This window comes from Actinacidiphila paucisporea, from assembly GCF_900142575.1.
In the GTDB taxonomy this organism is placed as follows: Bacteria; Actinomycetota; Actinomycetes; order Streptomycetales; family Streptomycetaceae; genus Actinacidiphila; species Actinacidiphila paucisporea.
This window is the reverse complement of the sequence record NZ_FRBI01000003.1, coordinates 43,926-63,578: the sequence shown is the minus strand read 5'-3', so window position 1 is coordinate 63,578 and position 19,653 is coordinate 43,926. Positions and strand designations below refer to the sequence as shown.

At 74.3% G+C, this 19,653-nt stretch carries 16 protein-coding genes and 1 riboswitch; of the genes, 5 read left to right on the top strand and 11 right to left on the bottom strand.

Annotation, left to right across the window (positions count from 1 at the left end; translation table 11 throughout):
- Nucleotides 1–47 precede the first annotated feature (47 nt).
- Nucleotides 48–1,163, top strand: coding sequence for a glycoside hydrolase family 19 protein (locus tag BUE44_RS06355; protein WP_073494732.1), 1,116 nt, complete (start codon nt 48–50; stop codon nt 1,161–1,163).
- Between the two features lie 83 nt (nt 1,164–1,246).
- On the opposite strand, the gene BUE44_RS06350 is transcribed toward BUE44_RS06355, so the two are convergent.
- A complete protein-coding gene (locus BUE44_RS06350; RefSeq protein ID WP_200804352.1) occupies nt 1,247–1,789 on the bottom strand; it encodes a GNAT family N-acetyltransferase in 543 nt (180 codons plus the stop codon).
- Between the two features lie 110 nt (nt 1,790–1,899).
- Nucleotides 1,900–2,586, bottom strand: a complete 687-nt coding sequence (locus BUE44_RS06345; protein ID WP_073494730.1) for a DUF4232 domain-containing protein — start codon at nt 2,584–2,586, stop codon at nt 1,900–1,902.
- Nucleotides 2,587–2,868: 282 nt separating this feature from the next.
- Here BUE44_RS06345 and BUE44_RS39720 point away from each other — a divergent pair, with 282 nt between their 5' ends.
- Nucleotides 2,869–3,147: a hypothetical protein gene (locus BUE44_RS39720; protein WP_079189529.1), complete on the top strand. Its 279-nt coding sequence runs from the start codon at nt 2,869–2,871 to the stop codon at nt 3,145–3,147.
- On the opposite strand, the gene BUE44_RS35680 is transcribed toward BUE44_RS39720, so the two are convergent.
- Nucleotides 3,072–5,555 carry a protein kinase domain-containing protein gene (locus BUE44_RS35680; protein ID WP_079189528.1) on the bottom strand — a complete coding sequence of 828 codons (2,484 nt, stop codon included), beginning with the start codon at nt 5,553–5,555 and terminating at the stop codon, nt 3,072–3,074. The genes BUE44_RS39720 and BUE44_RS35680 overlap by 76 nt on opposite strands.
- Nucleotides 5,556–6,119: 564 nt before the next feature.
- Between BUE44_RS35680 and BUE44_RS06325 the strand changes: the two genes are divergently transcribed.
- On the top strand, nt 6,120–6,422 hold the full coding sequence (locus BUE44_RS06325; RefSeq protein WP_073494724.1) for a putative quinol monooxygenase: 303 nt from the start codon (nt 6,120–6,122) through the stop codon (nt 6,420–6,422).
- Between the two features lie 46 nt (nt 6,423–6,468).
- On the opposite strand, the gene BUE44_RS06320 is transcribed toward BUE44_RS06325, so the two are convergent.
- Nucleotides 6,469–9,057: a DUF7617 domain-containing protein gene (locus BUE44_RS06320; RefSeq protein WP_159450234.1), complete on the bottom strand. Its 2,589-nt coding sequence runs from the start codon at nt 9,055–9,057 to the stop codon at nt 6,469–6,471.
- Nucleotides 9,058–9,587: 530 nt separating this feature from the next.
- Between BUE44_RS06320 and BUE44_RS06315 the strand changes: the two genes are divergently transcribed.
- Nucleotides 9,588–10,259: a DUF4240 domain-containing protein gene (locus BUE44_RS06315; protein ID WP_073494720.1), complete on the top strand. Its 672-nt coding sequence runs from the start codon at nt 9,588–9,590 to the stop codon at nt 10,257–10,259.
- Here the strand turns inward: BUE44_RS06315 and BUE44_RS06310 are convergent.
- Nucleotides 10,246–10,887, bottom strand: coding sequence for an N-acetylmuramoyl-L-alanine amidase (locus BUE44_RS06310; protein ID WP_073494718.1), 642 nt, complete (start codon nt 10,885–10,887; stop codon nt 10,246–10,248). The genes BUE44_RS06315 and BUE44_RS06310 overlap by 14 nt on opposite strands.
- Nucleotides 10,888–11,366: 479 nt before the next feature.
- Nucleotides 11,367–11,525, top strand: a riboswitch (cyclic di-AMP (ydaO/yuaA leader).
- Between the two features lie 12 nt (nt 11,526–11,537).
- On the opposite strand from BUE44_RS06310, the gene BUE44_RS06305 reads away from it, so the two are divergent.
- Nucleotides 11,538–12,662 (top strand): M23 family metallopeptidase, encoded by a 1,125-nt coding sequence (locus BUE44_RS06305; protein WP_073494716.1) that lies wholly within the window; start codon nt 11,538–11,540, stop codon nt 12,660–12,662.
- 129 nt (nt 12,663–12,791) lie between these two features.
- On the opposite strand, the gene BUE44_RS06300 is transcribed toward BUE44_RS06305, so the two are convergent.
- The 6 genes from BUE44_RS06300 to lhgO form a co-directional block, all read right to left on the bottom strand.
- Nucleotides 12,792–13,808, bottom strand: coding sequence for an MBL fold metallo-hydrolase (locus tag BUE44_RS06300; protein ID WP_073494714.1), 1,017 nt, complete (start codon nt 13,806–13,808; stop codon nt 12,792–12,794).
- Nucleotides 13,805–14,734: an MmyB family transcriptional regulator gene (locus tag BUE44_RS06295; RefSeq protein ID WP_073494712.1), complete on the bottom strand. Its 930-nt coding sequence runs from the start codon at nt 14,732–14,734 to the stop codon at nt 13,805–13,807. Before BUE44_RS06295 ends, BUE44_RS06300 begins: the two co-directional genes overlap by 4 nt.
- 46 nt (nt 14,735–14,780) lie before the next feature.
- A complete protein-coding gene (locus tag BUE44_RS06290; protein ID WP_073494710.1) occupies nt 14,781–15,539 on the bottom strand; it encodes a helix-turn-helix transcriptional regulator in 759 nt (252 codons plus the stop codon).
- A 269-nt stretch (nt 15,540–15,808) separates the two neighbouring features.
- Nucleotides 15,809–17,116: a PrsW family intramembrane metalloprotease gene (locus BUE44_RS06285; RefSeq protein WP_073494709.1), complete on the bottom strand. Its 1,308-nt coding sequence runs from the start codon at nt 17,114–17,116 to the stop codon at nt 15,809–15,811.
- 181 nt (nt 17,117–17,297) lie between these two features.
- Nucleotides 17,298–18,077, bottom strand: coding sequence for a tRNA (guanosine(46)-N7)-methyltransferase TrmB (trmB, locus tag BUE44_RS06280; protein WP_073494707.1), 780 nt, complete (start codon nt 18,075–18,077; stop codon nt 17,298–17,300).
- Between the two features lie 88 nt (nt 18,078–18,165).
- Nucleotides 18,166–19,401 carry an L-2-hydroxyglutarate oxidase gene (lhgO, locus tag BUE44_RS06275; protein WP_235001932.1) on the bottom strand — a complete coding sequence of 412 codons (1,236 nt, stop codon included), beginning with the start codon at nt 19,399–19,401 and terminating at the stop codon, nt 18,166–18,168.
- Between the last annotated feature and the right edge of the window lie 252 nt (nt 19,402–19,653).

Sequence of the window (19,653 nt, the reverse complement as noted above, 5' to 3'; positions counted from 1 at the left end):
GGAGTGTTGCCCTCGACCCCACTCAACCCCCATAAGGAGTGGTCACGTTGTCGAGACAGCGTCTCATCGCGTTCCTGGCCGCACTCGCGGCCGTCGTCGGCCTGGTGGTCCTCGTACCCCTGGCGTCACCCGCCTCGGCGGCGACCTGCGCCGCCGCGTGGAATTCGTCCTCGGTCTACACCGGCGGCATGACCGCCTCCTACAACACCCACAACTGGTCGGCGAAGTGGTGGACGCAGGGCGAGACGCCCGGTGCCGCCGACGTCTGGGCCGACCAGGGTACGTGCAGCGGTGGTTCGGGCGGCACCGGCGGTACGACCGGCGGCTCGGGCGGCGGGTGCAGCTACCCGGCGTGGGTCGCGGGCCGCTCGTACGTCACCGGCAACATCGTGCAGTACAGCAACGGCCTCGACTACATCGCCACGCACGACAACCCGGGCTACGACCCGACGATCAGCACCTGGTACTGGAGCCCTTACACCTGCTCCGGCTCGGGCGGCACCACCGGCGGTACGACCGGTGGCACCACCCAGCCGCCCGCCGGCGGATTCGTGGTCAGCGAGACGCAGTTCAACCAGATGTTCCCGAGCCGGAACTCCTTCTACACCTACGCCGGCCTGACCGCGGCGCTCAGCGCGTACCCGGGCTTCGCCACCACCGGCAGCGACACGGTCAAGAAGCAGGAGGCCGCGGCCTTCCTCGCCAACGTCAGCCACGAAACCGGCGGTCTCGTCTACATCGTGGAGCAGAACACCGCCAACTACCCGCACTACTGCGACGCGAGCCAGCCCTACGGCTGCCCCGCCGGCCAGTCGGCGTACTACGGCCGCGGGCCCATCCAGCTCAGCTGGAACTTCAACTACAAGGCGGCCGGCGACTCGTTGGGCATCGACCTGCTGCACAACCCGAACCTCGTGCAGACCGACTCGGCCATCGCCTGGAAGACCGGGCTGTGGTACTGGAACACCCAGTCGGGACCGGGCACGATGACCCCGCACAACGCCATGGTCAACGGCGCCGGTTTCGGTGAGACCATCCGCAGCATCAACGGCAGCATCGAGTGCAACGGCGGCAACCCCGCCGAGGTGCAGGACCGCGTCAACGCCTATCAGCGCTTCACGTCCCTCCTGGGCGTACCCGCGGGCGGCAACCTCTCCTGCTGACCTCCGCCGATCCGCTCGACCTCCCCGCCCCCGGCGCACCTTCCGGGGGCGGGGTCGTTCCTGCGGGTCGCCGGTGCGGGTCCTCAGCGCGGAAGGCGGGTCATGTAGACGTCGATCGGGTCCTCGGCCGTGACGACGAAGCCGTGCCGCTCGTAGAGGCGGCGGGCGGCGCTGCCTTGCAGGACGTTCAGGTGCACGGTGACGTGCTGCTCGTCGGCGCGGTCCAGCAGCGTACGCAGCACGGCCGAGCCGAGGCCGCGGCCCTGGTGGCGCGGGTCGAGGTAGAAGTGCTCCAGCCACTGCCCGGCCACACCCTCACCGGCGACTTCGGCGGCTCCCTCGCCGGCGACTTCGGCCGGACGGAGGGCGACGCAGCCGGCGAAATCGCCGCCGACCGTGATGATCGAGGTGTGCCGCGGGGAGAAGGCGTCCCGAAGGCGCTGCCGCACGCGGTGCTCGTCGTAGCGCCCGAGGCGTTCCAGGTCCGGGCGCATCACGAGGGCGCGCAGCTCCGCGATCGGCTCGACGTCCGCCGTCGTGGCGGGGTGCAGCGCCCAGTCCGCACCGGGTCCGGGCCCCGGTTCCGGCGCGGGTGCGGTGGCGAGGTCGGTCGTCCGGCTTTCCATGCGCCGGATCATCTCATTCCGGATCGCACGGGTGTACGGGGGTGCGGCTGGGCGGTGCGAGGTGGGACGGGGTGGGACGGGGTGGGGCGGCGCGGCCGGCGACGGCCTGGTCAGCGGTTGGTGTGCACCGGGCCCACCTGGAGGTTCTGGATCCCGGAGGCGACGCACTCCTGCTTGTTCCAGGCGATGTTCGTGGACTCGGTCTGGTTCGGCGGGTAGATGCGGAGGGTGGGGACGGTGGCGAGGCCGCACTGGCTCGCGTCGTACCCGCCCTGGCCGTTGACGGTCCGCAGGTCGACGTACGCGTGGGCGTTGGGGATCAGCGTGACGACGGGGGTGGCCGCGGGGGTCCTGGCGGCCGCCTTGCCGAGCTGGGCGTTGTGGGCCTTCACGAAGGAGACGCCCGGGTAGCCGCGCAGGGTGCAGGGGGCGCTGCCGGTGTTCTGGAAGACCAGGGTGTAGAGGGCGCTGCCCGCGGCGCCTCCCTCACTCTCGACGGTGGTCTTCAACTTGGCCGTGGCGCACGCCGGTTGTATCCCGCCCGCGGATCCGCCCCCCGTGCCGCCCGTGGTTGCGGGATGCTCGGTCGGCGGGGTCGTGGTGGTGGCGCCGGGCGCGGGGGTGTCCGTCGCGGACGGGGGCTCGGAGGTGGCGGTGGCCGCCGCGGTGGGGCTGGAGGACGTGGACGCGACAGGCGCGGCGCCCGAGCTGTCGGAGGGCCCGCACGCCGCCAGTGCCAGGCCCGCGGTGACGAGCAGCAGCGCCGGTACGGTGCGGCCGATGGTCCTGGTGCCCATGGTGTGCCTCTTTCCTGTGCGCCGGGAGTGCTGGCTGTGCTGACGAGTGAAGCCTTGGTGCCGTAGGCGATCCTGCCCCCGGCAGGGGCTCCTGAGGCTGAGCGTTACCGCTCAGGGACAGAACATCCGACCCGCGCGCACATTCGTCTCCCGCCGTGTCGGCCTGCCGTGTCCGCCTGCCGTGTCCGCGCGCCGCATCCGCCCGCCGGGGACCGATGATTTCCGCGCCCCGCAACGGTCCACCGTGCAGCCGCACCCGTACGCGTACCGAGGGAGACCGACATGACCCCGCCGACGACCACCGGCCTCGCGACCCAGCGCGGCCCCGCGAGCGAGGACAACGCCGCCGCCACCCGTATCACGCTCAGCGCCGACGAACTGGCCCCGCCCCAGCCGATCACCGGCCAGGTGGCCGGCGACCGTTACTCGGACATGTCCCCGACCTCGGCGGGCGCGCGAGGCCTGAATACCGGCTGTCGCCGCCTTCAGCGGCAGCGGGTGGTGTCGACGGCGGTACCGGTCGCGGCCGCCGGGTCGGTGGAGACGGTCACGCCGATGTAGGGCCGGTCCGGATTGTCGTGGTAGGCGAAATTGGCCGTGTAGACATAACTGGTCGATCCCTTGGGGAATTCGGCCGTCTGCGGGGCCATGGTCGTCGCACCCCGGGGGCTGCCCGTGGCACTGCGCCACCACGTGAGCCGGAGCGTGCCCGCCGCCGTCCCGTCGTACTCCACCCGTACGACCGCCGTCGCCGTGCGGCCGCGGGGCGAGCAGGTGAGCGTGGTGACGATCCTGGACACGTGCGGGCCGGCCGCCGGCGGGGCTTTCGTGGGCGTGGGGGAGGCGGACCGGGCCGGGGTGGCGGTGGGCTTCGGCCTGGCCTTGGCGGGCGCGTGCGATGCGGACGGGCTGGGCGGGGGAGTCGCCGTCGCGGCCGGCGTGCTCGTCGCGGAAGGCGCGGTCGTGGTGGGAGCGGGGGCGGGCGCCGCAGCCGTTGCGGACGGCACGGTGGCCGTCGGCGAGGCTGTCGCCGCGGTGGCGGCGGCGTCGTCGCTGTTGCCGGTGGCGACGGCGGCGACCGTGACCGCGCCCGCGACGATCACCGCGGCCAAGGCGATGGCGAGGATCTTGGCCCGCCGCCCGAACCGCTGCTTCCCGACCGGAGGTTGTTCACTCGGCGGTTGTTCCATCGGCACGGCGACGACGGGCGGAGCCGGCGGCGGCGTCAGCAACGCAGCGACGAGGCAACCGAGTTCGTGGCGACCCCGCGCCGCCCAATCCTCACCGTGGGCCGCGACGGCGAACGCCTCGACCTCGGCCGCGAAGTCGGCGGCGGACAGCGGCGGTTCGGCCGCGGCCAACCCCCGGTCGAGCAGGGGCTGTACGTCCGCCTGCGACACCGCGCACGCGGCGAAGGTCGCCGTGGCCGCCTGGACGTCGGTGGCCTCCGCCACCGGCTCGGCCACCCCGAGGTCGGCGAGCTTGACCTCACCGCGGGCGGTGACCAGCACGTTCGAGCGCTGATAGCCCTTACGATCGAGCCCGGCCCCCTGAGCGGCCGCCAGCCCGAGCAGCGAGTCCTTCAGCACGACCAGCGACGCCTCGGGACCCGCCGGTATGCCGCCCTCGGTGAGCAGCGCGTCCAGGGCGACACCGTCGACGGCTTCCCGCACGATCGCGGCGTTCTGGCCGTCCTCGACATAGGCGTAAAGCCGTGCCACGTAGGGTGATTCGAGCGGGCCGAGCACGTCGGCCGCCCGCTTGAAGGCCTCCCCGAACCCCTGCTCGTCGGCCACCGCGGCCGAGACGTACGTGATAGCGACCGCGGTCCCATTGCCCTCGTGCCGCGCCCGCACCACGGCGTTCCCTGCCGCGTCGACCCCGGCCTCCCCCTCCTGCACGTACCCGGGCACCCGCCAGGGCCCGCCCGCGGGAGGCCCGGCGGGGGCCGCCGGGGTCTTCGCGGTTGTCACCGGGGCCGCCTTCGCGGGTCCCGCGGCCTTCGCCGGTGCCGCCTTCTTGGCGGGAGCCGCCCGCCTGGCCGGCGCGGCCTTCTTCCGCGGGGCGGCCTGGCCGGCCTTGCCCGCCCGTGCGGCTGCGCCTGCGGCGGTGCTCGTACGCGCCCGGGTGCGCTTGCCCGCACCCGAGCTGGTGGCAGCGGTTGTTGCGTCGGCCGCGTCGGGGGTCGCGGCCCCGCTCTCACCCGCGGGGGTGGTGCTGGGCGCCGCGTCCGTGGGCGGGGTGGTGGCCGTGGTGGGTCCCGCGTCCGTGGCCGGAGTTGCGGCCGCCGTGGGAGTGGCGTGCGCGGCTGCTCGGGTCGCCGCGTCGGGAGTTGCGCTCGCGCTCGTACCCGTGGCCGTACCGCCAGCGGGTGTTGCGCCCGTGGTGGGTGCGGCGTCCGCAATCGGGCCGGTGGGCGTGGCCGGTGCGGCGTCCGTGGTCGGGCCGGTGGGCGTGGAAGGTGCGGCGTCTGCGATCGGCCCGGTGGCCGTGGCGGGGTCAGTGGCCGTACTCGGGCCGGTGGCCGCGGCCGCTTCCGCGGGAGTCGTGCCGGGGCTCTTGCGCGCGGCCGCACCGGAAGCGCGGCCCGCGGCCGTACCGGAAGCGCGGCCCGTGGCCGAGGTCTTGCGCGCCGCAGGCTCGGCGTTCGTGCGCTTGGGCGCGCTCGCCGCCTTCGTCGTGGGCGCCTTTCGGGGCTTCGCCGCCGGGGCCGGGCGGGTCGCCGGCTGCTGGGGGGCGCCGGTGGGCTGGGGCGGGGCAGCGGGTGGGAGGGGCTGCTTCGCGGCGGCCTTCCGCGGGGCCGGGGCCCTGCCGGGCTGGGCGGCCGGGGAAGGCGCCGCGGCGGGGCGCCGCCGGGCGGGCCCGGCACCGCCCGCCCCGGCCGCCGGCTTCGCTCCGGGCGGTTGCGCCGCCGGAGGCTGGTTCTCGTTCTCGCCGGGTATGCCCGTGCCGTCGTGGTCCTGGTCCACCTGATCCCGTCCCTCGTGCTGCCCCTTGTGGCGGAGCCGCTGTTCGCGGCCCCGCGATGCCCGGTTCCGTACTCGGGTTCCACCGGCAGCCGAGCGGATCAGCCGGGGCTCACGGCGGCCGTTGCCCTTTCCTCCACGAGAGGGCCGAGCGTCGAAGACGCGTGCGCCCAGGGGCCGGAGAGGTGGTGCCGTGAGGATCACGAGGGTACTGCCGACCGCCGGAATGCGGGCCCCCGGGGCGCGGTCCTCACTCGTTCCGGTCCGGCCGGCCGGCGGAGGGGTCCCGGGGTCGTGCCGCTCGCCGCGCGTACGACAGCGCGCAAGCCGGGGCGCGCAGGCCCGGCAGCCGCCGTGGCGCGTCGTGCGGACGGGTCCCGCACCGGCGGGACGCGCGCGGGCGGGGTGCCCCGCGTACCGGCCCCGAGGCGCTTCGCCGGCGCGGAAGCCGGCGGGCCCGCCCGCCCGGCGCGCGTGATCGCGTTCCGTATCCAGAGGGTCGCGTGATGTTAGCGTGGCCGCCCACGGCATCGCAGCTGAGTCCGGACGGAACCGACGGAGTTCGACATGACGCATTACCAGGTCATCGCGCATCACCACATCGACCCGGACCAGGATCTGGACGAGGTGCTCGCGCTCTATCCGCCGCTTGCCGAGGCCTCTCGCCAGGAGCCGGGCAACGTGTCCTTCCGGGTCTACCGGCAGTTGGACGACGAGCGTGCCGTCGTGGTCCTGGAGCGGTACACCTCGCGTGCGGCCTTCGCCGAGCACCAGCGGACCCCGCACTTCGAGGACATCCTGCTCGCCCAGATCGTGCCGCGGCTGCGGGAGCGGACCCGGGAGGCGTACGACGTGCCGCCCGCCGAGTGATCACCCCGTGCCGAGGCGGACCTCGGCACGGGGCGGGCCACAGGGATCAGTGGTGCTCGGCCGGCAGCAGGATGCACAGCAGGGAGCAGGCCACGGCCGATGACGGGTCGGTGGTCGTGGGGTGGGTGCCGTAGGGGGAGTTGAGGGCGACGAAGCTCGCGGTCGCCGTGTTCTTCAGCGGGAGCGCCAGCAGGAACGAGCTGCAGTAGACCTGGCGGCTGGTGCCCGAGGCCAGCGTGAAGGTGCCGGCCGCGTGCGAGCAGGACGGTGTGGTCGGGTCGTTGACGGTGACGTCGGTGGCGTCGACCGGGCCGGCGTTGGTGACGGTGATGCGCCAGTAGGCCGTGCCGAGGACCTGGAGCAGGCCGACGGGGCTGGACTTGACCCACGGGCCCGCGCCGCCGGGGCCGCAGGCGTGCGAGGAGCCGGCGCAGATCTCCTTGTTGACGGAGACGTGCGGCTGGCACGCCGCGCCCGGCTGCACCGGGACGGTGACGGTGTTGGAGGTCAGGGCGCCGGTGGCGTCGCTGCCGGTGGCGGTGTCGGCGACCTGGCTGGTGGCGCAGTCAGCGGTGACGACGGTGCGCAGGCACAGTTGCGGGTCGTCGCCCTGGAAGGACACCGTCAGCGAGGGGTTGTGGCCGTTGCCGAAGTCGCTGGTGTCGGTGAGGCTGAACTGCACGGTGACGGTGATGGAGGGATGGCCGGCGGCCGAGATGCCGGACAGGTCGACGGTGCCGGACGGCGAGAGCGCCGGGGTCGCGATGACGGTGCCGTCGGGGTCGGTGACCGAGACGGTGGTGGCGGCCGGGTCGGTGTGGGCGAGGTCGAGGCCGGTCAACCGGGCCTCGGTGTAGGCGGCGGTGTGCCCCGTGCCGCCGTCGCAGTAGAAGTCGGCGGGCGTGAGGGTGACGGACACGCCGGTGTGCAGGCAGGGCGAGCCGCCGGTGGCCGGGTCCATCGAGAAGAGGATGCCCGCGTCGCCGAGGCCGATCAGGCACCGGGTCGTGGCGTCGTAGGCGTACCCGTAGTCACGCGTGGCACCGGAGTTGACCGCGGGGTGCCCGGCGACGGCCGGGAAGCCGGCGCACGGCTGGGCGTGCGTCCAGCTGTAGCAGACGGTGTCGCCGGGCAGCGGCCCGCCCCATACGGGGAAGTAACTGCGGTTGTCGCCGCCTGCGTTGACGACCTCGGGGTTGAAGACCAGCGCTCCGCCGGGCAGCGCGTCCAGGCCGGTCGGGGGCGCGGCCAGCGGGCCGCCGTCGAGCGCGTAGCAACTGGTCGACGGCGAGCCGCCGGTGGAGTCCGCCGTGCAGACACCGGTCGGGTGTCCCGCGGTGTCGTAGGCGACGAAGGCGTTGTATGTGTACGCGTTGGCGTCGGGTCCTGCCGGGTGGGGCGTCGTCCAGCCCGCGCAGGTCGCGCCGGTGGCCGGGTCGAAGCAGCCGAGTGCCGGGCGGCCGGGGGCGGTCGATCCGCCGGCCATGGGGGCCGAGGAGGCGTAGATCCGGCCGTCGGCGACCGCCAGGGAGCCCTGGTAGAGGGCGTAGGTGCTGCCGGGCAGGTCGTGGTTGGCCGGCACGATCGCGGCGAAGGGCTGTCCGGCGCAGGGGGTTCGGGAGGCGATGTCCAGGCACAGCACCTGGCCGGTGCTGGCGACGCCGTAGAGCCTGCCGCCCTGGGCGACGAGTCCGGCGAGCCCGTTGGCGCTGCTCGGGGAGCCGGACGCGGCGGCGAGCGGGAAGAAGCCGCAGTTGGCGCGGGCGCCGAGGTCCAGGCAGCCGGCGCCGACCGAACCGGCGGCGACCGCCGGGTAGTAGACGACGCCGGGCCGCCCCGGGTCCCTGACGTACTGCGGGGTCAGCGTGGTGTAGACGTCGCTGGTGGCGCCCGAACCGAGCTGTCCTGGCGTGGTGTTGAGCGGGCGCGGCCAGGGTCCGCCGGGGCAGGGCTGGCCGGAGGACAGGTCGTTGCAGACGACCAGTCGGACGGTGGGGCCGCTGTGGTGGTAGATGTTCCACGCCTCGACGTCACCGGACGGCGCCCGGAAGAGGATGGGTGCGAAGCCGTCGCCGCCGGTGCTGCGGGGCGCGGCCTGCACCGGCGGCAGCAGGTCGCCGCTCACGTTGGTGCCTGCGCCGATCGCCGCCGGGTCGGTGCCCCGCACGACGGTGGTCGCGGCGCCCTGGTCGGTGCCGGTGAAGGTGCTGCCGTCGGTGGACCACTCGGGAGTCCAGCCGGGCGGTACGTGCAGCGAACCGGGGACGTAGGTCTGCCCGGCCCCGGCGTTGCTGATCGGATCGGTGATGGTGGTGGCGGCCGGCGCACCGGTGGTCGAGGTGTTGTGGTAGGTCACGGCCCAGTTGAGGGTGTCGGAGTGCTGGGCCTGCGTCGTGCCGGGAGTGGTGACGTTCTGCACGGTCTTGACCAGCGGGCCGGAGCCGCCGCCCGGAGGGTGGGTGGCGGGGGACTGGCTGCCCGGGCCTTGCGCGCCCTGGGCCATGACCGGCGAGAGCGAGCCGGCCGCCGTCGCGAGCAGCGCCGCCGATATGGCGACCGCCGCCCGCGCGGCTAACCGGCGCGGTCTGCGGGTCGGGGGGTCTTGTGCGGAGCGGGAGGGCAAGAGTCGGAGCATGGATGTCCCCACCTTCGTCTCGGTGCGCGCGGGCGCCGTCCCGGGGCCCCGCGCCGCGGAACAAGCTAGGCGGGAAAGGAGCCGCGGGTCACTCGAACGGGCGAAAGGAAAGGGGGGTTGAAAGCAATTCTCCGCATGCTTTCGGGAAAGCGCGGAATGGTGGTGATCCGGCGGCGTCTTTACGACCGTGAATGCTCGCGAACGGGAATGCCCAGCCGGGGCGCGCGACCCGCGCGCATTGGCTCAAGTATGCGCTTCTTTCCGATGTTTGGCGGTGCCAATGAGAGGTCGGGCCGGGGCGGAGGCCGCGGGTCTGGGGTGAGCGGGGAGGGCGTGGCTCACGGGGTGAGGCGTGACAGGTGGGGCGCCAGGTGTGTCACGGCATCGCTGCGCCGGGCAGTCCGGCCGTGCGGTCCCGGGACCGGCGCGGCTCCGCCGGCTCCCCGACGATCCCGGCCGCCGTCCGTCAACCGGGCTTTTCGCCCCCGCAATTGGAGCGGCCCGGCGCGCCTCTGGCATAGTCGGCGACTATGGACACCGACGCGTTCTGGACCCTCCTTGAGGACTCCCGGCGGCACGGATTCGGTGGTGACAAGCGTGATGCCTGGCTGCGCCACGCGCTCGCCCGGTGGCCCGCCGACGAGATCGTGTGCTTTCAGGCCCGGCTCGACCAGATGACGGACGAGGCCTTCACCTGGAATCTGTGGGGGGCTGCCGACCGGATCTTCGGCGGCTGGTGTTCCGACGAGGCTTTCCGCCCCTTCCAGCACTGGATGATGGGCCTTGGCCGGGCCGTTTTCGAGGCGGTGGTGAACGACCCCGACGTCCTCGCCTACGCGCCCGAGGTGCTGCGGCTGGCCGGCCGCCCCAGGGCGGCCTGGCCGGCCGAGGACCGGCCGGGCTGGCCGACCCTCGACACGCTCGGCCTTGAGGCGTACGAGCTGGCGACCGGCCCGTCGGACGACTTCGGCGACGCCTTCTACGCGGCCGTACGCACCACCCGCCGCGACGCCGCCGGCGCCCCGGGGCACACCGGCGCCCCCTCGCTGGTGCCGGTCGGCGACCGCGGCCCGTCGGGGCGCCGCTGGACCGCCAGCGACGAGGAGGAGTCGGCCCGGCGGCTGCCCCGGCTCAGCGTCATGTTCCCCCTGGACGGGCCCGCTGAAGACGGCCAGGGGCCGGCGGACCTCACACCCCGTTGACCAGCCGGATGTAGCGCACCCAGTCCCAGTTGGGCCCCGGGTCGGTGTGGTCGGTGCCGGGCACCTGGGAGTGGCCGATGATGTGGTTGCGGTCCTTCGGGATGCCGTACTTGTCGCAGATCTCCGCGGTCAGCGCCGCGGAGGCGTGGTAGAGCGCGGTGGTGAAGTAGGACGGCTGGTCCACCCACCCCTCGTGCTCGATGCCGATGCTGCGGGTGTTGTAGTCCCAGTTGCCCGCGTGCCAGGCGATGTCGTGCTCCCGGACGCACTGGTCGATGGCGCCGTCGGCGGACCGGACGACGTAGTGCGCCGTGGCGGCGTGGGCCGGGTCCTTGAAGAGCGCGATGGTGTCGGCGAAGGTCTCCTGCGTGACGTGGATGACCACCAGCTGGATCGGGTAGCTGGACGGGCGGCTGGACGCGGTGTAATTCGCGGTGCTGGCCGGCGCCCAGGTGGCTGACGGGTAGTCGACCGCGGCCGCGTGCGGGGCGGCGGGTCCGGCGGCGGCGCGGGCGGCACCGGCGGGCCAGAGGTCGGCGGCCAGGCCCGCGGTGGCGGCGGCACCGAGGCCGAGGCTGCCGCGCAGCAGCGAACGGCGGCTGGGCGCGGCGGAGATGGGGCGTTCCATCGAAGGCTCCCTGAGGCGTCATGGTGCGGGCGGGTGCATGACAAGAACGTCGGTCCCGCCCATCGTGCGGCCCGCGCCCACGGCATGCCAAGCGGTTCGCGAATTGGCACAGGTCCAGACCACTGGTGCCACTGTGCCGGCCTCGCGGATATCTCCGCCCGCACCGCACCGGGGTCGCGCCCGCGCCCTCCCGGCGGTCCGCACATCCCGGCAACCGCGCCCCTTTTCGCGCCCGACCGTGCCCCGCTGCGCCCCGGCGTCGCCGCCTCACCGTCGGTAGCCACGCCGCCCTCCCCGATAACAACTGATACACACTCACATCACCGCCCGGCCACATCCGCTGTCCGGTTAATCCCCTTCATCTACGCCCTGTCCGATTGGTTCCCACCCCCAAATCTCCCGTTCGGCTTGGAAAACCTCTCCGGCTCTATTAACGTTCGATAACGCAGCGCGGTCGTCACCGCCGCCGACAAGGCGGCACCGTGCGCTTGCCGAATCCCGTCCGCGGGAACCGGGGACCCGCCCTTCCGCTACCGCGGGAGGGGTCCAATGGGGTGAATCGGGCAGCCGTCAGGCCCGTAGGAGACCTTCCTGCTCCGAACCCGTCAGCTAACCCGGTAGGCGAGAAGGAAGGAAAGGAGTGCGCCCCCGTGGCGTCCAACCAGCCTGCCTACGCTCCTTCCCCGGTAGCAGCACCGACCGGGGAGTGGCCCTTCGGGGAGCGGGACGAGCACCTGCCGTCCGCCGACCCCGCCGCCTCCCCCTCCCCGTACGACGGGTATGACCCCGGCCCCGGTCCCGAGGCCGCAGGACCGCGCAGCCAGCCGCGCCTGCCCCGCCAGCGCAGTGGCCTGCCGGCCCGCGGCGCCGCGGTCGGCACCGCCGTGCTCGGCATCGCGGCGATGGCCGCGGTCGGCACCGGCGGAGTGGCCGCCGCGGCCGACGCCCCCGCCGCCGCGCCCCCGATATCCCTGCCGGACGCACCCGGCTTCCCCGACGCCCTCCCGGCGCCCGCCGTCCCGGCCGCCCAGCCCGAGGTCGCCGTCGGCACACCGTCCTACGACCCCTCGGCCGTCGCCTACACGGCCGCCCCGGCTGAGGACGCCGCCGCGCCCGCTGACGCCGCGGAGGAGGCCCCCGCCGACCCCGGCGAGGCGCTCCGCACCCGCATCATCGACCAGGTCATCCGGCAGCGCGACGCCGCGGCCCGGGCCGAGCGCGAGGCGGCCGAGAAGGCCGCCGCCGAGCAGGCGGCGAAGGAGTCCGCGGCCCGCAAGGTGCGCGAGCAGGCCGCCGCCGCCAAGGCGGAAGCCGACGCCAAGGCCAAGGCGGCCGCCGAGGCGGAAGCGAAGGCCGAGGCCGAGCGGCTGGCCCGGCTCGCCGCCTCCTACGTCAAGCCGCTGGCGTCCTACACCCTCACCACGGCCTTCGGCGAGACCGGCAACATGTGGGCGACCCACACCGGCCAGGACTTCGCCGCCCCCACCGGCACCCCCGTCCACGCGGTGCACAGCGGTACGGTCACCTCGGCCGGCTGGGCGGGCTCGTACGGCTACCGGGTCGTCCTCCGCCTCGATGACGGCACCGAGTTGTGGTACTGCCACCTGTCGACGATGGTCGCCACGTCCGGCCAGGTCGTCACCGGCGACACGATCGGCCGCGTCGGCGCGACCGGCAATGTGCCCGAGCCGCATCTGCACCTCGAAGTACGCCCCGGCGGGGGCGCGCCCGTCGACCCGGTGCCCTGGCTGTACGGTCATGGCGTCGCGGTCTGAGGCACCCGACCTTCCGCCGCACCACCGGCAGTAACCCGCAGGGCCCACGGCCCGCCGCCCCGAGAACAGCCGGCGGCCCCGGCGTACACCCCCCCCGACGCCGGGGCCGTCGGCATGTCGGGCCGCCGCTCAGCCCCCGCTGCCGCTGCCGTCCGCTGCGGCGGCCTCCCGCCGGTGGGCGAAGCCGGCCGCGAAGCCCACCAGGCCAACCAGGTCCGGGGGTTCGGTCTCGCCGTCCAGCGCGCGGTATTCGACCGCGGCGAGGATCGCCATCCGCTCGGCCAACCCCCAGCGCGGGTAGGGGTCGTCGGCGATCAGCTCGGCGGCCAGCACCGGCAGCGGGCGGCCCGCCGCGTGCCCGCGGTGGACGGCGGCGCGCAGGCCGAGCAGGTAGTCGGCGTAGCGGCCGACCTCCGCGGGCGTCATGACCGGACCGTGCCCCGGCACCACCACCCGCGGGTCGCACTCCAGGATGCGCAGGCACGCGCGGTGCACCGACTCCAACGGACCGGCCCAGTGCACCGGGTGGTCCTCGTTGAAGACGACGTCGCCGGCGCAGACGACGCCCTCCTCCGGCAGGTGGACGATCAGGTCGCCCGCGGTGTGCGCGGGCCCCACCTCGATCAGCCGCACCGCCACCCCGTCGACGTCCAGGTCCACCTCACCGCTGAAGGTGCGGGTCGGGTGGACCACGCTCACCCCGCCGAAGTCCCCGTAGCGCCCGAAGTGCCGCCGCATGTACGCCCCGAGGGCCGATTCCGGGTCGCTCAGGGCGATCAGGGCGGCCAGTTCGGCGGGCGCGGGCTCGGCGCACAGGTGCTTGCCGTTGGCGTCGGTGGCGATGATCTCGGCACCGGGGAAGAGGCCGTTGCCGTACGAGTGGTCGCCGTTGCCGTGGGTGTTGACGACCGTGCGGACCTCGGGGGCGGCGCCTTCCGCGGCACCGATGCCGCCGATCAGGTCCTGGAGCCGTCGGGTCATGTCCGCGGTGTACGGCGTGTCGACCAGGAGCGCGGCGCCCGACCCGGCCTTGCGCCCGGTCACCACGACGCAGTTGGCCAGGCCCCAGGTCGCGTGGCCGTCCGGGAGCCATGCGTGGACATTCGGTGTCAGCGCCCGCAGCGCGTGCGGCAGTGGGTTGTTCATGGTGCCTCATTGTGCTGGCCGACCGGGCACTTCGCGGTGTGCGTGTGCGCGCAGGCCAGTTCGGGCCACGCCGGGTCCACCGGCCCGGTCGCGGGCGCGGCCAGCGCGGGCCCGTGCTGCGGCTGCTCGCCCTGGTCGAACAGCACGAACATCAGCCGCCCGCCCGGCACCCCGAAGGGCCCCGCCGTGCACAAGGTCGCCCAGCCCGGACCCCGTTCGGTGTGCAGCAGCGGCAGCGCGTTCTCCGCCCGCGGCCCGATGTACTCGGCCGTCGGGGTGTGCAGATACCGCGCGACCACCGGGTCGAGCCCGGCGTCCGCCTGGAGCTGCGCCAGCGTCCTGTTGTGCGGGTTGGCGACCACCGCGGCCCGCAACTGCGGGACCAGCAGCGTCAGCCAGCTCTGCTCCCAGTCCCCGAGGGTCACCCGGGCCTCCGGGTCGAGCAGCATCCAGCGCATCAGGTTGCGCGGCACCTCGCGCCGCCGGAAGATCCCGGCGAAGGCCGCGTTGTAGGCGACCATGTCCCAGGCGGCGTCGTTCACGTACGCCATCTCACGGGAGCCGCGCAGCACCCGCTCCCACGGGCTCGGCACCGCCTGCCCCAGCTGCGGGTCGAGGCGGTACGCGGGCGGCACGCCGGTCGCGTAGAGGACCAGCGCCTCCCACTCGTGGTCCGACAGGTGCAGGATGCGGGCGATGGGTTCGAGCAGCTCGGTCTCGATCGCCGCCAGGCGACCGCGCTCGACGTAGCCGTACTTGTGCTCGGGCCAGCCGAGCAGCCGCGTCATGTGCTCGTGCGTCAGCCCGGCGACCTTGCGGCCCCGCGGGTCGCCGCGCGGCGCGAGCCCGAACTCCCCCGGGTCGACGCGCGCCCGGGCACGGGCGAGCAGGGTCTGCAGCGCCTCGCGGTCGCGCATGCCGCTCATGGCTCCCTCCCGGCCCGCACCCGCCGTGCGCGTACGGGCCGCACGCTCACAGGTCCCGCGGGTCGACCTCGCGGGCGAGTTTGTACCCGGCCTCGAAACGACTGCCGGCGCCCAGGCGTTCCATCAGCGCGGTCACCACCGACTGCACGTCCGGTGCGGTGATGCCCAGCTTCCTGGCGATCCTGTCGTCGCTGTAGCCGTTGGTCATCAACCGGATCACCGCCTTCTCCCGCGGGCCCAGCTGGGTGTGGTGCGGCCCCGCCGACGTACGCGACAGCGGGGTGGCCCGCTGCCAGTAGGACTCGTAGATCGCCGCGAACGACGCCGCCAGCAGCGTCCCCTTGACCCGTACCAGCGGCGCCCCGCCGGTGGCCGGTCCGGCGGTCAGGCAGGCGGTCTGCCGGTCGAAGACCAGCAGGTCGTGCGGCACATGGTCGAGCACCCGCACGCTCACCCCGGCGTCCGACACCCGCCGCAGGTGCGCGGCGTGCAGCGGCACGAAGAGCAGCGCCCGCGGATAGACGGCCCGTACGCGTACCCCGCGCCGCGCCATCCCCGCGTCCAGCGCCAGCGCCGCCTCCAGCCCGGCCGCGCCCGTCCACTCCCCGCCCTGCCGCAGCGCGTCGGCCGACTCCCGTACCCCGTCGGTCAGTTCGCGCAGCACCTGCTCGTGCTCCTGCGGCAGCGGGTACTGCTCCACCACCAACCGGGCCGCCGCCCCCGGCTCCGCCTCGAACACCGCGCCGGGCACCCGGCAGAACCACCCCGCGCCCGGCACCTTCCCGGCCCTCGCATCCGGCTGCATGCCCGGCCCTCCTCGCTCGCCTCGGCGTCCACCGCCCGACCGATCGCCCGCCGCCGGGCGCGAACGAGCCCGTGCGCGTGCTGTCGGCCCGTCAGATACCCGTCAAATACAGAGTGTTACAGGGAGGTCACGCGTTTTCCAGGCCGAATCCGTCGAGGAAATCAACCACCCCAAACCGTCCGATCGAGGACATCGCGCAGGTCGCCCGCACCGCTCCGACAAGCCGTAACGGCCGCTGGCATATGCGTGTTTCGGGGCGGGGGAGCCCGCTAGAGGTGCTTGGGGCCCGGCGGGGCGTATCCGGCCCTCGGGGCGTACGGGTGGTGCTGCGGCCAGTACGGGGACGGGGACGGGGGGCGGGGCGCCGGGAAGGGCGGGGGCCAGGGAAGGGGGGCGGACTGGAGGAGGGCGGGCTGGGCCAGGGGCCGGTCGTGCCAGAGGTGGTGGAGCAGTTCGGACTCGCGGGCCGCGAAGTCGGGCGGTGGCAGGCCGCGGGTGGCGGCGGCGCGCAGGAAGGCCAGATGGGTGGCGTAGGCGGCGTAGTCGCGTACCGCGCGGGCACCCGCGTCGCCGTGGTGGCGGCGGGCCGTGTCGCGGGCGTCGGCGCGGATCCGCATGGAGCCCAGGGCGACGGGCTCGCGCGGGTGGAGCCAGCCGGCGGTGGCGTAGACGGCCAGGTGGGTGCGGATGGTGCGCAGTTCGCCGGCGCGGGCCCAGAAGGCGAGCCAGACGACCAGGCCGAAGACCGGGATCATCACGGCCACATAGACGGTGAGGAAGCCGACCGGGGACAGCTGCGACGAGCCGTTCCACGAGGCGTGCAGGACCATCGCGAGCAGCCAGCCGCCGATCGGCGCGAGCCAGCGCCACGGGCGCCCCGGGCGGCTGGCGGCGGCGACGGCGAAGCCGAGGCCGGTCATGGCCGTGAAGAGCGGGTGCGCGAAGGGTGTCATCAGCACCCGTACGAAGAAGGTAGCCGCAGTGGTGGAGTCCAGCACGCCCGCGCCCACGGCCTTGTCCTCGCCGAAGGCCGACCCGAGGTAGAGGATGTTCTCGGTGAAGGCGAAGCCGGTGGCGACCAGGCCGCTGAGCACGATGCCGTCGAGCAGCGACTCGAAGTGGCGGCGCCGGAAGAGGAAGAGCAGCAGGATCGCGGTGCCCTTCGCGGTCTCCTCGACCAGTGGCGCCACGAAGACCGCACCCCACCGGTCGGACTGCGTCGGCGTCGCCGACAGGGTCGTGGCCAGCAGTTTGGCGCCGTACTCGTTGGCGAACAGCGCGACGAGGGTCGCGGCGCACGCCCCCCAGGAGAAGGCGAACACGACATTTTGCCAGGGGCTGGGCGCGACCCGGTCCAGCCACAGGAAGGCCCACAGCAGCAGCGGCACCGGCAGCACCGCAAGCGCCAGGCCGACCAGGAAGGGCTCGGTGCCTATGTGCTGGCGCACCACCGCGAGGATGACGACACCGCACACCGCGAGCGCGGTGAACAGCGCACCGGTGCGCACCGCCCGGCTCTCCCAGAACGGCCGCCGAGGAGCGTAGTGCCAGGAGGCGGGGGGCACCGGTACGTACATCCGCTCATCGGACCGCGGGCCGTCGGACGGCGAACCGGAGTCGGGCTGGGACGGGTACGAGTACGTTGCCACCAGTCGACAGTACGGGGCGACCGCCCTGATCCGCGAGGGTACGGCGGCGGCGGATACGTGTGCCCGCGTCCGCGCCGGGGGCGTGCGCCGCCGGCGCGGACGGCACCGGTCAGAGCCGGGTGAACAGCAGGTCGCGCACCACGTGACCCTTGGCGAGACCCTGCCGCTCGAACTTCGTCATCGGCCGGAAGTCCGGCCGCGGCGCGAAACCCGTCGCCGGGTGGGCGTTGGCCAGACCCGTCGCCGCGCTCAGCACGTCGAGCATCTGCTCGGCGTACGGCTCCCAGTCCGTCGCGCAGTGCACGACCGCGCCGGGCCGCAGCAGCGGAGTGACCAGGGCCAGGAAGGACGGCTGTATCAGCCGGCGCTTGTGGTGCTTGGCCTTGGGCCACGGGTCCGGGAAGTACACCCGCAGCCCGGACAGCGACGCGGGCGCCAGCATGTCGCGCAGCAGGACGACGGCGTCGCCGTTGGCCACCCGTACGTTGGTCAGGCCCGCGCGGTCGGCCAGCGCCAGCAGATTGCCCTGGCCGGGAGTGTGCACGTCGACGGCGAGGATCCCGGTGGCCGGCTCGGCCGCGGCCATCTGCGCGGTCGCGTCACCCATCCCGAAACCGATCTCCAGCACCACCGGCATGGCGGCCGAGCCGTAGAGCGCGGCCAGATCGAGCGGGCTGCCGTCCAGCTCCACGCCCCACATGTCCCAGTGCCGGTCGATCGCGGCGGCCTGCGCCTGCGTGATCCGGCCGCGCCGGGCGTGGAAGGAGCGGATGCGGTGCTCGCCGCGCGAACCCGCCGGGTCGGCGGCCGGCCCGGCGGGGAAGCGGGCGGCGGGCACGGCGGGGGCGGGAGCGTCGGGGGTGGCGGGGGAAAGGGGTGACGTGGACACAGTGGGTCCGATTCTACGGGACCGCGCCGCGGGGCCGCCGCGAGTGCGTTGCCGGGCCGCCGTCCGTGCGCCATGGGTCCGCCGCAGGTCACAGCGCTGCGAGCGCCCGGCGGGCGACCTCCCGGCCGATCGGCAGCGCGGCGGTCGCCGCGGGGGAGGGGGCGTTCAGCACATGCACGAACGGGGGCGAGCCGGCGAAGCGGAAGTCGTCCACGAGGGTCCCGTCGGGCAGGACGGCCTGCGCCCGTACGCCCGCGGGAGCCGGGCGCAGATCGGCCGACCGCAGGGCCGGCAGCAGGCGGCGCGCGTTCGCCGTGAAGGCCCGCTTCGACAGCGAGCGCAGCACCTCGCCCGCCTCCTGCCGCCAGTGCCGCCGCGCGATCCGCCAGGTGCCGGGGTACGCCGCGGTGCCCGCCAGGTCGCGGGGCCGCACCGTCCAGCGGCCGTACCCCTCCCTGGCCAGCGCGGGCACCGCGTTCGGACCGAGGTGGACGCCGCCGTGGACGTCCCGCGTGAGGTGGACGCCGAGAAAGGGGAAGTCCGGGTCGGGAACCGGGTAGACCAGCCCGCGGACCAGGCCCCTGCGGGCCGGCGCCAGCTCGTAGAACTCGCCCCTGAAGGGCACGATCCGCATCCCCGGGTCGTCACCGGCGAGGCGGGCGACCCGGTCGCTGTACAGGCCCGCGCAATTGACCAGCACCTTGGCGCGGATCGTCTCCTCGGCGCCGCCGTCCTTCACGGTCACGGTGACCGCGCCGTCTGCGGTACGCCCGATCCCTGCGACCCGCAGGCCGTACCGGACCGTGCAGCCCGCGTCCGCCGCGAGGCCCGCCAGCGCGGCCGCCACCGCCCGGAAGTCGCAGATACCCGTCGAGCCGACGTGGATCGCCGCCAGCCCGGCGACCTCGGGCTCGTACTCCGCGATCTGCGCCGGCCCCAACTCCCGCACCGCGATGCCGTGCTCGCGCCCGCGCTGTACCAGCCCGTGCAGACGCGGCAGTTCCGCCTGCTCGGTGGCGACGATGAGCTTGCCGGTGACCTCGTACGGGATGCCGTGCGCGGCGCAGAATTCCGGCGTCTCGGCGCAACCGGTCAGCGCGTAGAGCGCTTTGAGCGAACCCGGCCGGTAGTAGATCCCGCTGTGGATCACCCCGCTGTTCCGCCCGGTCTGATGCCGCCCGGGCCCCGCCTCCTTCTCCACCACCGCCACCCGCAACGCCGGCGCCGCACGCGTCAGCGCGTACGCGGTCGACAGCCCGACGATTCCCGCGCCGACGACGGCGACGTCATACGGCCTCGCCTGCGGCATGCTCCTCGCAACCATGGCGCCACCACCTCCCGTGCCGGGCCCCGGCGATCAACTTACTTCCCCACCGCCGCCCAACCGGGCCGCCACGTCGCGCCGCAGGGCGCCCCCTGGGGGCGCGGGGAACGGCGTGCCCGGCCGTTCACGGGCTGCACGTCGCCACCGGCCGCACGGGGCTGCTTCTGCCGCGTCCGGCCCACCGCCCGGTGGTGGGGCGCCGTCCGCGCCGCGGGGTGGCCCCTCAGGGGCGCGGGGAACGGCGCGACCAGC